This window comes from Mucilaginibacter sp. Mucisp73, from assembly GCF_059491465.1.
Window position 1 is genome coordinate 3,396,090 of sequence record NZ_CP168507.1, and the last position, 16,194, is coordinate 3,412,283.

The window sequence follows — 16,194 nt, forward strand, 5'->3', positions numbered from 1 at the left end:
CTCCTCCTTATCGTCATACCGAAATTATTTCGGCCCTAAAATGCTAAGTCTAAAACTTGCGTGAGATACTTGTTTATAGTTTCCGCAAAAGTTCGGGCAACTTTTTCAATTACATTTTCCTCAGCGAAATAATATAATAATCCCCCAGGTACTTAAACGGCCAGGTGGCCTTCAGCCTATTCTCCCAACGGGCAAGTATTTTATAGGCGCGCGGATGTTTTTCGGCAAAGCCTTCAATATATGATGGCGGTACGATGGTACACAAGCCCTCAATATCCAATACCTCAAAATCGGTTTTTAAACATTTTTTAATGTAGGATGGGTTGTAATAGAAGCAATCAAAATAAACTCCTTCAACATGCGCCTTGCGGCCATTACTGCTAAAAAACCGGCGAAAAGCAGTTTTAAATTTCCCTTTAAATACCAGCAAAGTTTCCCAAAGGCAGAATTTGGGCAGCACCACCAGGGTCACTGTGCCGCCGGGGTTTAGCAACCCGGCAAATGAGCTCAATACTTTTTCCAGTTCGCCGGTACAATTGAGGCCTGCAAAGTTGGAAAAGATCAGATCATAAGGACCTTTGCTGTTTAGCTGTTCAAGCTGCGTATATGAACAAAGCTCATTGCTTACCGCATGCTGCATATCATACTTCACCACCTTTTCGCGGAGTTGCTGCTGCATCCCTTTTGAAATATCGGTAGCATGTACCTTAAATCCTTTTTGTGCAAAAAACAGTGCATCTTCACCGGTACCACTATTCAGTTCAAGGATGTTGCTTCCGGGCTTCAGGTATTGCAGGATATGATCACGCACGCGTTTGCGCTTGTAAGCAATTATCGTGTCGCCTGAGTACAGCTCATCAAAAACTACCGACTGGTTGCTAAATGCAGCCTCGGCAAATTGTTCGTTTATACGTGATGCGGTGCCGGTCATATCGCCTTTTCAAATTTTTCCAGCTTCAGCTTTTCAAGATAGGTAAGCGGCGCATAATAAAACACCGATAATGCTTTCCTGATATTTTTTACCGAGCTCCCAAACGGATCTTTCAGCAGTTTTTGGAAGCTATTTTTTGCCAGGTGCTTGTGATAGTTACGGTGTACGTATTTATGTAATTGCTTATAGTAAAAAGGCGGATAGGTGTTTTTAAACATCAGCGCCATCTCGTCGGAGTCTGTCCAGTTGGTTTTCTTTTTCAACTCGGTTTTAACGCGCTCATAAAAACCGGTACCCGGCAGCGGATACGATACCGAAATACCAATTTCAAATGGCAGCAACCGGTTAATCATATCTATGGTAAGCGTAATATCATCCCGCGTTTCTTCGGGATAACCGAACTGGATAAAGAACGATGGCTTAATACCATGCGCTTTCATGAGGTGCGTAGCCGTATGGATCTGATCGATAGTGATCCCCTTATCCATGGCGTCCAGTACCTTCTGCGATCCGCTTTCGGCTCCTATCCACACGTTTCCACAACCGGCGGCCGCCAGGGCTGCTACAGCTTCTTCCTCTGCCAATAAATCGGCCCGCGACTGGATCTTGAAACGGATCTTAATTCCCTCCTGTGCCAGTAGTTTGGCAAATTCCTGTACCCAACCGGGTTTCAATCCAAAAATATCATCGCAAAACCAGATATGATCCATCTGGTACCGCTCCTTAAGCATTTTAAGCTCATTAACAATATACTGCGGGCTGTGAGAATTATACCGGTTACCATAAATAGGCTTGGCGCACCAGTTACACTTGAACGGACAACCGCGGGTGGTTACCACATTAATTGAAAAATAGCCTGCATTCTTCATCCACATATCTCGGTAGGTATCCATATTCACCAAATCCCAGGCGGGCATGGGCAAACTATCCAGTTCCTTCATTACCGCGCGGCCGGGTGTTTTAATAATCTCGCTGCCGCTCGTGTAAGCTAATCCTTTTATCTCAAAATGATCAGTATTGCCACTTCGGATATGTTCAATTAGTTCTATCAGCGTTTGTTCGGCTTCACCCAATATCACAAAATCAGCTCCTTCGGCAAGATATGCTGCATACCGGTCGGTTGAGTCTGAGCTGGAAACGATAACTGTACAGTCACGTTCCTTTGCCAGCTTGCACATTTTAAATGCAGCCTCGCGCATATTGGTGAGGCACATTTTGGTCAGGTAGTTGAACCCATCATCATAAACCACAAAAAAATCCGGTTTATTCAACTCAATAGCGGCTATCACCTCGTCAGGATTGCTCACAAACATGGTATCAAACAGACTTACCCGGTAATCCTGCTCCCGCATCAGCGCAGCAGCGTATATAGTACCCAGTGGCGCATAAGGTTGCCCTATGCCCCATTGCTTTGGGTCGAACCGTAAAAAGTAAGAATGTGTAAACAGTATATTGTTCATCGTGTTTTAGCCTGTTTCTAAATCTAGGGAAATTTCCTATATCCTCCCAGGGGAAGAAATCGCACATTTCCGCGCTTCATTGCTTTTTTATTATCAATCCAACCTCGCCAGCGGCGATAAATTAAGCGAGCACACACATTTAACACAGGTAGGGTCATTAGCCATATCCAGTGTTTTGCGAAAATTGATCGCCTCTTTGCTGTTCAAAATATCATTTAATGAATTATCCCTGATGTTACCTATCGCCTCATGAAAAAAGCAAGGCCTTACCACGCCATCAGCCTCAATCACTGCCGACACCCATGGTGCATTACACTTTTTAAACGGGAATGCATTATGGCCATAAAAAGCAGCATAATAACCATAAATATCCCGGATCTTAGCCGGAGATTCGGCAATGAACCTGTTGGCAAAATCGCTTTTATTAGCCAACACCTGGTTTGTCATTTCCTGAAATTCGGCAAGTTCATTTTCAGTCGGTAGTATCTCATGTTGCCGAGGCTCGGCCCATGCTGTTTGGCGGTTAAAGGCATGGCTGCTCACATCGGCAGGTAAAAAGCTCACCCGGTCAATGCCCATTTGCTTTGCAGCCTCAATAATGGCCGGCCAATTCCTGAAGTTTAAACGGTGAATTACGGTACGGGCTGTAATGCGATATTGGGGTTCGAGAGATTTGATGTACTCCACTCCCTCCTTCAATTTATTGAATGCGCCAGGTACATTCCGGATAGCGTCATGTAAAAGTTCATCGCCATCTAAAGAAACAATGAGGTCGTCAACCCATTTTAAAATATTGAATGCGTTTTTCCTGATAGACAGCCCTGTCGACAGCAGCGTAACCTTGATCTTTTCAGCACGCAAAATCTCGCATAGCCTGAAAAAATTGATATTCAGCAACGCTTCCCCGCCCGACATCAATACCTGCTTTGTACCGAATTTTCGTAAAGCACTTAACAGATCGGTCACGTCGGCTTCGGTAAGCTGCTTCAGGTTTTTATTATCCTTCCAGATATCACACATTACGCAACGGCAGTTGCAGGCACTGTGCGGCATCAAAATCACGATGGGTAGCGCAGCGATGCGGTGCGTTTGCAGTGTGCGGAAACGCTGAAATGTATGATATAACGATTGGCCTGTCATCTGCATAAATTAAAATCCCTGTATTTCGGGCTGCCTGTAACGCCAAACCTTTTGTAGCAACTTTATTTCATAAGGATAATGGTACATGCTCGCCTTATAACGCATGGTAGCTACCAGTTTAATGGCCATACGTTTTATCATATTGAGCCTGATATCCGTTACCGTTGGATACACCCCGTTCAGCACCGTTTCAAAATTCCTGATCTTATCGATCATCTCCGGCGTGAGCCATGGTGTTAACGGATTTTTACGAAGATCAAAGGCTTCCCATGCCGGGCTGATCCAGTCCTCCAGCGTTTCGGGGAAACGGAAGCCGCTTTTCATTACCTGCTTAAACAGTTCCGACCCTTCGGTAGGCACAGGACTGTAGGTATAAATTACGATCTCGGTTTTAGGGTTAACAGCCTTTACCTTTTTTATAAAGTCTATTTCAAAATCAATTTGCGACTGAACCTGTTCCTGGGTTGGCGCCGGAATGCCTAATACAAAGGAATATTCGGGTATGATGTCAAACTTTTTAAGGCGCTCGGCAAACTCAATGATCTGGTCGCCTGTTTGCGTGCCGCCCTTATCCATCTGTTCTAAAATGGCATTGTTACCACTTTCGGCTCCGAAAAAGATGATCTTACATCCTGATTCGCGGATTGCAGCAAGGGATGAATCTTTAAATTTCGACATGGTATCGATGCGGGCCATACCCCACCAGGTCATGTTTTCGGGCTTTATTAAACGGGCAAACTCAACCGCACGCTTTTCTGATACAAAAAAATTGTTATCATGAAACTCAATGGCATCTGCACCCCATTTATCTTTAATATATTTTACATCCTTATAAACGTTTTGGGCCGATTTTGCCTTCCATCTTGCCTCATATATTGGCACTACAGCACAAAAGGAGCAGGTGAAGGGGCAACCGATGCTTGAGTGATAAGCCATCGTTTTTTCGCCCAGGTAAGTTTTACCCAAAAACTTGGTAATGGGATAAAAAGTATTCAGCTTATCATATGGCAAAGGCGGCAAACTATCCTGGTCTAAAAGATCTTCCTTAGCGGTCTTGATGATCTTGCCATCGGTTGCTTTATAGATGAGGTTGCGGATAAACTCATAAGGTTCATTTTTCTCAAGGGCATCAATCAAGGCGGGGAAAGCATGATCACCAGGCCCGTTGATAATAAAATCGACATAACCGGAATATAAAACCGCGTTAGGCTGATTTGATGGAAAATACCCGCCCCAGATCATTTTGGTATTGGGATATCTTTGCTTTATAGTTTTTGCCGCAGTAATAGCCTGCTTTAACTGCGGACCGGGCATAACTGTAAACCCAAAGTATTTAAACTCGCCGGTACTTAAATAGCTATCTATCTTAACCATCGGGTCATGCTCACAATTGCCGTCAACAATTACCCAGTCATATTTTCCATCAACCGAGGCCGCTATATTTAGTATCGAATTAGGTATGCGATACTTGTTATTTGCACTGCGCGGGTTAAATAATAATATCTTGTTCATCTGTTAGTATCAATACTTTGCTTTCAATCCCCCCGGCAATGGGTTTATCTTTTAGTTTAAGCAACCTGTAAAGCACCCCTGCCATTACAAAGTCTGCACACAAAATAAAACCCACTGCCATACCCAATCACAAATGAGGGGGATTGCCCATTCAACAATTAATCTGAGCTTCTACACTATCACTTTCACACTAATAAATACGCCCTGGCTTTCACACAGGTTGCCTGCCTTTATAAATAAAATAGCTGGCAACCATTATTATTTAACGGCCGTATTTGCTGATATAAGATGTTACTAATATCCCGCAATTGTGATCCAAACTGTAAAAAATTATATTAAGCAGCGCTTTTTCCCGCCCAATATCATAGAGAAAAACTCGGTGGATGCCTACGATATCTGGGCCGAGCATTATGATGCGCAGCCAGGTAACCTTATGCTCGATTTGGATGAAGTTTTGTTTCCCCGCCTGGTAACGGATACAGTTATCGCCGGTAAAAACGTGGGCGATATTGGCTGCGGTACCGGCAGGCATTGGGAAAAGGTGTTTGCGCTAAATCCGGGGCGGTTAACAGGTTTTGACACATCTGCCGGGATGCTGGCCCGTTTACAGCAAAAGTTTCCATCGGCAAATATTTACCGAATTACCGACGACCTGTTCGGTGGCATGCCATCGGGGAGTTTTGACACCATAGTTTCAACCCTTACCGTTGCGCACATCAAAAATATTGAGGTTGCCCTGCAGGCCTGGATGCGGATCCTGAAACCGACCGGCGACATCATTATTACCGATTTCCATCCGCAGACACTGGCAAACGGCGGCAAGCGGACATTTAAACATGGCAGCAGTTTTATAGCGGTCGAAAACTATGTGCACCCCGTAAATACCATTAAAGATCTGTTGCTGAACAACGGTTTTAAGCTAATTGCAGAAGAAGAAATTAAAATAGATGAAACAATGAAGCATTATTATGCCAATAAAAACGCGCTTCATGTTTATGATAAGTATAAAGGCTTCCCCATTATTTACGGGCTGCACTTGAGGAGAACTGATGGTACTGAATAACGTCATGATACCGGGAAACGATGCCGTGGTGAGCATAAGTATAAGCGAGGGTAAAATAAAACAGGTTTCCCCCTCACATACTGATGACCACGAACAGCTGACCTTTGTGAATGCCATTGCTTTTCCGGGCCTGATCAACTCGCATGACCATCTTGATTTCAATCTTTTTCCGCAGTTTGGCAATAAAACCTATGAAAGTTATACCGAATGGGGAAAACACATTCACCGCGTTTACGCCGGTGAGATTGCATCTGTGCTAAAAATCCCTATTGCCCTGCGCGAACGCTGGGGTGTTTATAAAAACCTGCTTTGCGGCGTTACCACAGTAGTAAACCACGGTGAAAAAGCTACCATAAATGATCCTCTCATCACTATATTTGATAATTGCCAGAGTATCCACTCTGTCCGGTTTGAAAAAAACTGGAAAAAACGGCTCAATAACCCGCTTAAAATAAATAAGCCGGCTGTGATCCATACAGGTGAGGGCACAAACGATATCGCCCATACCGAAATAGATGAACTAATTAAATGGAACATCCTTAAGCGTAAACTCATCGGGATCCATGGAGTAGCTATGGATCCTCAACAAGCCAAACATTTCGAAGCCTTGGTTTGGTGCCCCGAATCAAACTATTTTCTGCTTAATAAAACAGCGGCCATTGATGAGCTGAAAACCCAAACAACGATTTTATTTGGCACAGATAGCGCGCTTACCGGGCATTGGGACATCTGGCATCACATTCGCCTTGCGCGTAAAACCCAAATGCTTAATGATGATGAATTGTACAGCTCTCTTACTTCATCCCCTGCCCAAACCTGGAAACTAAATAGTGGCAGCATTACCAGCGGATTTGACGCCGATATTGTAATAGCCAAAGCAAAAGGCAAAGTTGGTTTGCAGGCTTTTTATAATATAACACCCAATGATATTTTACTGGTGATGCATAAGGGCGTGATTTTGCTGTTTGACGAATCGCTTTATCACCAGCTTACGGGTATAATTACCCAAAATTACAGTAAGGTCTTTACCGGCAACCATTTCAAATACGTGATGGGCGATATCCCTGGTTTAATAGCCGAAATAAAACGATACAAGCCGGATGCCGGTTTTCCTATACGTTACCCAGCCCTGCCTGCCGCATGAATATCATCAAAAAAATATGGTCAAAATCGAAACGCAAAGCGATTTATTTAAGCGATAGTGCATGCCACGTTTTGGGCCTAGATAAAGACCTTGATACCGCTAAATAAAAATAGCATTTGCTTTTGCCACCATTGATACTTTTTAAATGAGATACGTTTTAGCCAGTTATGTGTACACCAAAGAGTTTAACCAGCCACAGGCCTGGTTAAAGCGCATTAACATGTATACCGGCATATTAGATGCCCTGGCCAAAAGCAACGAGGTGATCAGCATTGAACAAATCAGTTACGAAGGTGAACTGACACAAAACGGCGTTAACTACCATTTCAGAAGATACCCAAAAGCGGCGCTCAAATATTTTCCATGGGCTTTGCATTTGTATATTAAAAGCCTGAAACCCGACGTGGTAATAGTACATGGTTTGCTTTTCCCCTTGCAGGTTATCCAGCTACGGCTTATGCTTGGCCGCAAAGTAAAGGTCATTGTACAAAATCATGCCGAAAAACCTTTCACAGGTTTAAAAAAACTACTTCAGCGGGCAGCCGACCGGTTGGTTAACGCCAACTTGTTTGCATCGCATGATATGGGGATGGAATGGATTGCCGCCGGCAACCTCAAATCGCCCGGTAAAATACATGAGGTAATGGAAGTTTCCTCTGTTTTTTATCCTATAAGCCGCCTGGAAGCCAACTCTCAAACGGGCGCACAAGGCAACCCGGTGTTTTTATGGGTAGGCCGTTTAAACGAAAATAAAGATCCGTTAAACGTGGTGAGAGCCTTTTTGAAATTCGCCGAAAGTTCGCCCGGGGCAAAGCTCTTTATGATCTACCATACCGAAGAGTTACTGCCGAAGATCAACGATTTATTAAACTCATCACCAAATATAGAAGCCGTTGAATTAATTGGCGAAGTACCACACGCCGATTTATTGTACTGGTACAACAGTGCCGATTTCATTCTCTCCGGCTCACATTATGAAGGCAGCGGCACCGCTATTTGCGAAGCCATGTCATGCGGATGCGTACCGCTGGTTACAGATATCCTTTCGTTCAGAATGATCACTAACAACGGGGAATGTGGCGTGTTGTATGAACCGGGAAATGAAGCTGCATTGCTTGATGCGCTCCTGCAAACTACACAGATGAATGTTGCAGAAAAGCGGAGATTATGCATTGAATATTATAAGCAAAACTTATCGTTTGAGGCTATTGCCGAGAGGGTTGAGAGCATAGTGCAAAGCCTTTGAATGCTTGCTCTTGCAATCACCCGCTGCGGATAAAACCTACTGCTCAAACACTCCCATCATCTTCCTTACATTATCCCTGATCTCATAAACCAATACATTTTTCTTCCCCGAATCCGGTTTATCCAAAACCCAACGGATAGTTTGCCCGGCTTCTTCCATATTATTTACAATAAACCAGTTGGTAATATCATTATCCATCGGCTTAACAAAACTTACCACTTCGGCTCCCGCATACAGCGCTTCAAGGCAAACGGCGCCGAAGCCTTCATATTCCGAAGGGTGAAATAACACCCTTGAGCGCTGCATCATTTTAAGCACTTCCTGATGCGGTAGTTCGCCTGCAAGGGTTATGTTACTTTCAAGTTGCTTTGATTTAATCTGTTTTATTAATTTTTCCTTTTCAGGGCCGTCGCCGCATATTACCGTTTTTATATCCGGGTAATACTGCTTCAGCATGGCAACAGTTTCTACAAACAGGTGAAACCGTTTCAAGGAAATAAGTGACCCTGCCCCTAAAATATCAATGTCTTTTCCGGCAGATAAATCACCAAATAATGAAATATCTATTCCCACAGGGATAACATTCAGTGGTTTTACATGGTAGTTTTTGATGAACTCCCGCACAATAAAATCCGACAGCGCTATCAGCTCCTCTCCTTTTGGCTTTATCCACTTAGCATATTTGTTCCCGGCTTTAGCATCCTGCCCCAGCATCCAGCAACGGTGCTTAATATTTTTTATCCAGGCAAAATAATGACCAACCAAAGCACATTCGCCAAGCCAAAAGCTTAATAAGCCCATTATTTGATATTCTTTGTTTAAAAGCCCTAAAGCTCGCCATACTTTTAGCCAGGTATTCAGCCTGAATAATTTACCACGGCTTCTTCCTCCAAAACTGATCACCCGTACATCATGCCAATCATATTCGACAGCGAAAAAGGGATATTGAAAACTTAGCACAAGGATATGCAGTTCCGGATTTTCGGCCTTCAACGCCCGTACAAAAACCTGTTGAGGCGGTAAACAGGTAGTATCGGCTTCGCTTTCGGGGAAACCAGGGCTCAGGATAAGCAATGCTTTTTTACGATTATCCATTGGGCGAGATCACTTTATTACAAATAACCAGGCTGGCCTTGTTATGGGTAATCAGGATGATCATTTTTCCCTGTCGGGCCAGTTGTTGCAATTTGGTTAACAATTCATTTTCCGCATCCGCATCCATTTCGCTGAACGGCTCATCTAAAATTAACAGATCATGATTATGATAAAGCGCCCGGGCCAGCATGATCCTTTGGCGCTGACCGCCGCTGATGTTTTTACCGTTTTCGGTAATAACCTTAGCTGTGCCTTCTGGGTACTCCGCAACCAGCTTATCTAAGCCGCAAAACTCCAGTACACTGGTCAGCTTTTGCTCATCGGCAGTTTTATCGTCAAGTATGATGTTCTTTAGGATAGTATCATATATAAAAAACGGTTGTTGTTTAACCAGTGAGATGTTTTTACGGTAAAGCCGGCGTATTGGCGCAGCGACAATTTTATTGTTGATATAAATGCACCCTTCGGCAGGCTCCAAAAAACCGGTTAACAGGTTAATGATAGTAGTTTTCCCCCTTCCTGAGTTCCCCGAAATGCCCATAATATCACCGGGAGCTATCTCAAAGTAAAGCTCATCCAAAATAGTTTTGTCCGGATAACTGAAACTTACTTTTTCAAATTTCAATGACCAAATCTGTTCGTCAACAACTTCCTTAACCAGTGGTTTATTATCTTCTTCAATGATCAAATCGGCCAGGATAAATTCATAGGTCTTCATTTGCCCGCTGCTGTTCAGGATTCTTACAATACCGGGGATGATCTTATATGCTGCCGCCACAAAAATACCGATGGTCAGGATACTAACCACCGGAGTATCGCCCGTTAATTTATTTACAGCGATGAGAATAAAAAAACCCAGAACGGCAAATACTTCCATCAACCGTGAAGGCAGGTTTTGCCAGGTTTGCTGTGAAGCTATATTTTGATTAAGCTGCTGTTGGTAGCTAAAAAACCGACGACTAAAGAAATCATTTTTTTGATAAATATTACTCTCCACGTAACCTGATAAGGATTCGTTTAAATGCTGAAGCGTTTTTTCGCTCACAGTTTTGATCTGCCCCCTGATAAATTTTAGCCTGGTTTTAATGAACCAACCCAAAGCCGCGACAGGCGGCAGCAGCAACACAAACAACAAAACAAACAAGGCAGGGTGATAGAACATAATAGCCCCAATAGTAAAAAGGATCAATACAGTTTGAGATATTATTTGCTGAAAATTGGTGAGGATGTAATGACTAAATTCAATCGGCTCCTGGCTGATTCGCCGGGTGTGGATAGATGAATCAACGTGAATAAACTGGTCAAAATCTGCATCAAGGTAATTCCTGATATTACGTTCGGACAGCCTTGAAGCCACCTTGTAAAAAAAATGTTGTTGCGCATTTTGCGCAAAGAAACCAATACAGTTTTTTATCGCAAAAAGCACCAGAAAAATACCGATAAGCCACAATGATTTATTATTGGCAAAGCCGGCCGGTAAAAAACTATAATTATTCCCCGGCTCTCGCTGTGTATAAAAATTAACTATCAATAACAGCAAGCCTAAAAAAGCAACATCCAGCATGGCGATAACAATATCGACAATAATTAACCTGATAAGTGTCCGTTTTTCAGATTGATTAAGGATGAGCAGAATACTTTTTAAAATTTGCTTCAAAACAATAATAACAACAAACCAGATCCATTACTGGCTTTGCTATCAGTTACGTTATCTACGGTTTGATGGTTGCTTTGTAAAATACAGATAATGAATTGGTGGTATCTATTTGATTATAGATAGATTAACACTTCGGCAAATGGAAAACCAGCCTCTGTTATATTGCTTATTAAATATCTTTAATCAGGCGCAATTTAATATTCTCCATAAAATTGTTAAATTTCGGCTTCGGATTTATTAAAAATACATAAAACCAGCTTCATGAGTTTAGAACCTTTCCTTGCCGTATTCGTGATTACCCAATACAGAAGGCACCTGAAGAATGACGGGCTGCTAACCAAATGGAACAAATACCTTAACATAGGCTATTATATTGCTATAGCAATCTTCATATTCGGTGTAAGTTTTGATCATGGAGAAAGGCTGACCACGATAATATCACATCTGTTCTTTTTAGGGGTTGTCATATCCCCCTATTATATCGAAGACCTGAAATCGGGTAAACAACTTGCCTTCGCACTGATTCCTTATGCAATTGCCGGTTTAATACAAGATGTATTAGAAAAATGGTTCCCTAATTTTTACGAGAACCACGATAACCTGATACAAAGCCTGGTAATGTTTTCGCTTATCTGGGCATTTTCGCTTTGGCTTATCAGTCGAAAACAAACCAAAGCACTTGAAAACGAACGCAAACAACGCTTTGCCGAACAGGAGCAAAACCGTATGATGGCCGCCATGAAGGTAAACCTTGAAAGCGAAGTTCGTGAGCGCACAGCCGAGCTTACTCGCCAAACAGAAGAATTACAGCAAGCCCTGTCCGAACTTAAAAGCACTCAGGCACAGCTAATCCAATCGGAAAAAATGGCCTCACTGGGTGAACTCACCGCCGGTATTGCGCATGAAATTCAGAACCCGCTGAACTTTGTGAACAACTTTAGCGAAGTAAGCATTGAACTGCTTGAGGAACTAAAGGACGAAGTACTTGATAAACTGCCTGACGATGTGAAGGAAGATGCGGGCGATATCATTAACGACATTACCCAAAACCTGAGCAAAATAAACCAGCACGGCAAACGTGCTGATGCCATTGTTAAAGGCATGCTGCAGCATTCGCGTGCTACAACCGGTAAAAAGGAGCCCACAGATATCAATGCGCTTGCAGATGAATACCTCCGGCTGAGCTATCACGGTCTGCGTGCCAAGGATAAATCATTTAATGCAGGCATGAAAACCAGTTTTGATCCTGATCTGGGTAAAATAGAAGCTATTCCGCAGGATTTGGGCCGCGTACTGCTTAACCTGTTTAACAATTCGTTTTACTCGGTAACCGAAAAGAAACGGATTTTGGGAGAAGGGTACGAACCAACCGTAACAGTTAATACCAAAAAGGTAAAATCGCCATCGGGTGTTAATATGGTGCAAATTACGGTGGAAGATAATGGCACTGGAATTCCGCAAAAAGTGCTGGATAAAATTTACCAGCCGTTTTTTACCACCAAACCTACCGGGCAGGGCACCGGGCTTGGCCTTTCCATGAGCTATGATATTATCACCAAAGGGCACGGTGGCGAACTAAAGGTTGAAACCGCCGAAGGCGAATTTGCACGGTTTGTAATTTGCATACCTGTTGGTAATGTTGCCCAAAGTTAAACACGGGTAATTTTTGCGTTTAATCAAAATAACACCACACAAAAATATAACTTTGAAGTACTATGAAAATACTTGTTGTTGATGACGAGGCGGATGTTCAACCCTTGTTTTTACAACGTTTCAGAAAAGAGATTAAAAGCGGCGAAGTAGAGTTCAACTTTGCACTGTCGGGAGAAGAGGCTCTTCATTTTTTAGAAGATCATCATTCGCAGGTGATCCTGATCTTATCTGACATTAATATGCCGGGCATGAGTGGTTTGGAGCTATTACGTAACATAAGGCACAACTATGAAAAACCACCACCGGTGGTAATGATGATCACCGCTTATGGCGATGACGAAAACTACAAACAATCAATGGAGCTTGGTGCCGACGACTTTTTAACCAAGCCGCTTGATTTTAGCAACTTAAAAGACAAACTTAAACACTTAGAACAATAATGGCCAAGATACTGGTAGTAGATGACGAGCAGGACCTGGAATTACTGATCAGGCAAAAATTCAGGAAAAAGATACGGGAAGGCGTGTATGAATTTGTATTTGCCCAAAATGGTTTTGAAGCGTTAACTCAACTGGCCTCCCACCCCGATATTGATGTAGTTTTAAGCGACATCAATATGCCTGAAATGGATGGACTAACCCTGCTTACCAAACTGCCCGATGCTAATCCTATATTAAAAGCAGTGATGGTTTCTGCGTATAGTGATATGGATAATATCCGCACGGCCATGAACCGCGGCGCATTTGATTTTGTTTGTAAGCCGGTAAACTTCGAAGATCTCGATATTACCATTGAGAAAACGCTGCAACATGTAATCGAACTCAAAAAAACCATGCAGGCCATTAAGGAAAACAACATCCTGCGCATGTATGTGGATGAGAACGTACTCAACTTCATGACCCATAAGGAGTTTGAGAACAGCCTTTTAAGCAATGAAACCATAGAGGCAACAGTGCTCTTTATCGACATTTGCGGCTTTACGGCCATCACCGAACATGTTGCAGCCAACACTGTTGTAGGCATGATCAATAAGTACTTTGATGTAATGGTACAGGAAATCATTGCTCAAAATGGCCACATAGATAAGTTTATGGGTGATGCCGTTATGGCCGTTTTCCGCGGCGAATATCACCTGGACCGGGCTATTGATGCAGCCCTTGCTGTTCGTGATAAAATGCACGGGGCTGATGAAATCCAGGCGGGTGACAAAACTTTTAAGCCTTCCGTTTCAATTGGCATTAATTCGGGCGAGATGATCTCGGGTAATATCGGTTCGGCTACCTTAAAACGATTGGATTATACTGTAATAGGCGATGCTGTTAACCTGGCCCAGCGCCTGCAAACAGTAGCACAAGCCAACCAGATCATTGTAAGCGCCAATGTTTATGAGCAGGCAAAAGGCTCTTTCGCCCTTACTAAAATTGGCGAAGTAAGTTTGAAGAATAAATTAAAGCCTGTTGAGATTTACGAGGTGATTGATTAAACTTTGAAATATGCCATTTTCAAACTTGCGCTCGTTTTTAACGAGCGCTTAAAGTAGTTCGGCGATTGTATCGCCCGTGCGTTATAAACGCAAACCCATGTTAAGCACTCATCACAGATGAGCGCAAGAAAGAGATGAACGCAAGAAAGAAAAGAGAATTTAAGACTTAGAACTTAAGACTTCTCACTAATGATCCCTCACCTTTTTCTTCAACACCCCGCCCGCGGCTTCTTTGATACTGTTTGTAAAAACAAAGGCCTTAGGGTCAATACTATGAACCAGGTTTTTTAATCTGCGAACTTCCAAACGGGTTACCACAGTGAAGATGATATCAACCGGTTGATGAACGTCAAAACTCTCCTTCATAAAGCCACGCTCACCTTTGTAAATGGTGATCCCGCGACCGAGTTCCATCACAAGTCGTTCTTTAATTATTTCGCTTTGACCAGAGATGATATTTACCGCCGTATATTCTTCCAAACCATCAATAACAAAAGTAATGGTGCGCGATGCCGTATAATAGGTTAAAATGGAGTACAACGCCGTAGGCAAACCCAACTCAACTGCGGCTATCAGGAAGATGATAATATTAATACCTAAAATAATCTCACTGATGGTAAAACTGCTGCGTTTTAATGTGTATAAAGCTAATATCTCGATACCATCCAATGCGCAGCCTCCTCTTATCGATAACCCCACACCCAGGCCCATAAACACGCCACCAAAAATAGACACCAATAGCTTGTCCTGGGTTATTACTGGGTATTCTATAAATTGTAAACATAAGCCAAGTCCAATTACACAGGCAAGCGTTTTTAGCGCAAATGACTTATTAACCTGGAACATCCCCATTATAATAAAAGGGATGTTGGCTATAATTATTACATAGGCTATGTTGAAATGATAAAGCTCATGAATTAGCAATGAGATACCGGTTACCCCGCCATCAAAAAAGCTGTTAGGTACTAAAAAACCTTTTAGGGCGAACCCACAGAATAAAATGCCGATAATTACTGTGACTACGTCTTTTAAAATTTCTTCAATTTTTAAACCCGGTTGTGTCATTAATAGCAGTATTTAAATTTTTTTTGTGATAATTTTCAAATGCTCGTTTTTACCTTCAGCCCTGAGCCTGAGCGCCGTTTGGGTGAAGTAATGATGGCTTTGCAGGAATTTCACCTGCTGCCTGTCCCACTCCAATTCCGATTCAAGGTGATCTGTAATTACGAGTTCCGAAAATAACCTTTTACTAAGGATAAAAAAATCATTTCGGCCCAAATAATCTAAATCAGCATCACAAATTATCTGGCCTAAATGATTGTGAGGGTTTTGCGGCATTTTGGTTGCCATAATAATATCGCAAACCTGCTCAATTTCATCACTTGTATAACCAAAATCAGGCAGATGTTGCCTCGCATTTTTGCATGAACCAGCCTCATGATTGACTTGCCCGAACAAAAAGCCTGAATCATGATAGTAAGCGGCCGTAAGTAATAGCTCCAATTCGTCTCCGATTATCCCCTCACCCGCCGCAATTTGTTTTGCAGCAGTATAAACATCAAGCGCATGATCAGCATTATGGTAATGAAAATGTTTGGGGAGCTCTTTCTTTATTTTGTCGAGGATAAAGCCCCCGGCTTGTTCTACCTGCATTCAGTATTTATAATGGCGCTAATATATTAATTTAAGAAATATACGAATACGCACAAGGACGCATAATTGCGTCTCCCTCGTACAGGTCATCATTGCATGATCGAAATAAATATTTAAAGCGGCAATTGTCTCTACAATAAAACAGAGGTTAAACAAT

Annotated in this window: 14 protein-coding genes; 6 read left to right on the top strand and 8 right to left on the bottom strand. The window is 42.6% G+C overall.

All coding sequences use genetic code 11. From position 1 onward, the window contains the following. Window positions 1-109 precede the first annotated feature (109 nt). The 4 genes from ACEN82_RS14120 to ACEN82_RS14135 form a co-directional block, all read right to left on the bottom strand. The gene (locus tag ACEN82_RS14120; RefSeq protein ID WP_413321749.1) at window positions 110-931 is read right to left on the bottom strand and encodes a class I SAM-dependent methyltransferase; all 822 of its coding nucleotides are present in this window, start codon (window positions 929-931) and stop codon (window positions 110-112) included. Then, entirely contained in the window at window positions 928-2,391 is a 1,464-nt protein-coding gene (locus ACEN82_RS14125) for a B12-binding domain-containing radical SAM protein (RefSeq protein WP_413321748.1), read from the bottom strand. The genes ACEN82_RS14120 and ACEN82_RS14125 overlap by 4 nt, the downstream gene beginning before the upstream one ends. 93 nt (window positions 2,392-2,484) lie before the next feature. Next, window positions 2,485-3,537 (bottom strand): radical SAM protein, encoded by a 1,053-nt coding sequence (locus ACEN82_RS14130; protein ID WP_413321747.1) that lies wholly within the window; start codon window positions 3,535-3,537, stop codon window positions 2,485-2,487. Window positions 3,538-3,540: 3 nt separating this feature from the next. Next, window positions 3,541-5,043 carry a B12-binding domain-containing radical SAM protein gene (locus ACEN82_RS14135; protein WP_413321746.1) on the bottom strand — a complete coding sequence of 501 codons (1,503 nt, stop codon included), beginning with the start codon at window positions 5,041-5,043 and terminating at the stop codon, window positions 3,541-3,543. A 310-nt stretch (window positions 5,044-5,353) separates the two neighbouring features. Between ACEN82_RS14135 and ACEN82_RS14140 the strand changes: the two genes are divergently transcribed. The 3 genes from ACEN82_RS14140 (at window position 5,354) to ACEN82_RS14150 (ending at window position 8,496) form a co-directional block, all read left to right on the top strand. Continuing rightward, window positions 5,354-6,106, top strand: coding sequence for a class I SAM-dependent methyltransferase (locus tag ACEN82_RS14140; RefSeq protein ID WP_413321745.1), 753 nt, complete (start codon window positions 5,354-5,356; stop codon window positions 6,104-6,106). 4 nt (window positions 6,107-6,110) lie between these two features. Further along, entirely contained in the window at window positions 6,111-7,250 is a 1,140-nt protein-coding gene (locus tag ACEN82_RS14145; RefSeq protein ID WP_413321744.1) for an amidohydrolase family protein, read from the top strand. A 145-nt stretch (window positions 7,251-7,395) separates the two neighbouring features. Then, window positions 7,396-8,496 (top strand): glycosyltransferase family 4 protein, encoded by a 1,101-nt coding sequence (locus tag ACEN82_RS14150; protein WP_413321743.1) that lies wholly within the window; start codon window positions 7,396-7,398, stop codon window positions 8,494-8,496. A 36-nt stretch (window positions 8,497-8,532) separates the two neighbouring features. Here the strand turns inward: ACEN82_RS14150 and ACEN82_RS14155 are convergent, their stop codons facing one another. Both ACEN82_RS14155 and ACEN82_RS14160 read right to left on the bottom strand, forming a co-directional pair. Next, complete coding sequence (locus ACEN82_RS14155; RefSeq protein ID WP_413321742.1) at window positions 8,533-9,591, bottom strand: glycosyltransferase family 1 protein; 1,059 nt, start codon at window positions 9,589-9,591, stop codon at window positions 8,533-8,535. After that, on the bottom strand, window positions 9,584-11,248 hold the full coding sequence (locus tag ACEN82_RS14160; RefSeq protein ID WP_413321741.1) for an ATP-binding cassette domain-containing protein: 1,665 nt from the start codon (window positions 11,246-11,248) through the stop codon (window positions 9,584-9,586). The genes ACEN82_RS14155 and ACEN82_RS14160 overlap by 8 nt, the downstream gene beginning before the upstream one ends. Window positions 11,249-11,509: 261 nt before the next feature. On the opposite strand from ACEN82_RS14160, the gene ACEN82_RS14165 reads away from it, so the two are divergent. The 3 genes from ACEN82_RS14165 (at window position 11,510) to ACEN82_RS14175 (ending at window position 14,384) form a co-directional block, all read left to right on the top strand. Continuing rightward, window positions 11,510-12,901 carry a sensor histidine kinase gene (locus ACEN82_RS14165; protein WP_413321739.1) on the top strand — a complete coding sequence of 464 codons (1,392 nt, stop codon included), beginning with the start codon at window positions 11,510-11,512 and terminating at the stop codon, window positions 12,899-12,901. A gap of 62 nt (window positions 12,902-12,963) precedes the next feature. Beyond that, on the top strand, window positions 12,964-13,341 hold the full coding sequence (locus ACEN82_RS14170; RefSeq protein ID WP_129568730.1) for a response regulator: 378 nt from the start codon (window positions 12,964-12,966) through the stop codon (window positions 13,339-13,341). Next, window positions 13,341-14,384: an adenylate/guanylate cyclase domain-containing protein gene (locus tag ACEN82_RS14175; RefSeq protein WP_413321738.1), complete on the top strand. Its 1,044-nt coding sequence runs from the start codon at window positions 13,341-13,343 to the stop codon at window positions 14,382-14,384. The genes ACEN82_RS14170 and ACEN82_RS14175 overlap by 1 nt, the downstream gene beginning before the upstream one ends. Window positions 14,385-14,570: 186 nt before the next feature. Here the strand turns inward: ACEN82_RS14175 and ACEN82_RS14180 are convergent, their stop codons facing one another. Both ACEN82_RS14180 and ACEN82_RS14185 read right to left on the bottom strand, forming a co-directional pair. Next, window positions 14,571-15,449 (bottom strand): YitT family protein, encoded by an 879-nt coding sequence (locus ACEN82_RS14180; protein WP_091167940.1) that lies wholly within the window; start codon window positions 15,447-15,449, stop codon window positions 14,571-14,573. Between the two features lie 12 nt (window positions 15,450-15,461). Further along, window positions 15,462-16,037 (bottom strand): HD domain-containing protein, encoded by a 576-nt coding sequence (locus ACEN82_RS14185; RefSeq protein WP_091167942.1) that lies wholly within the window; start codon window positions 16,035-16,037, stop codon window positions 15,462-15,464. Window positions 16,038-16,194 lie beyond the last annotated feature (157 nt).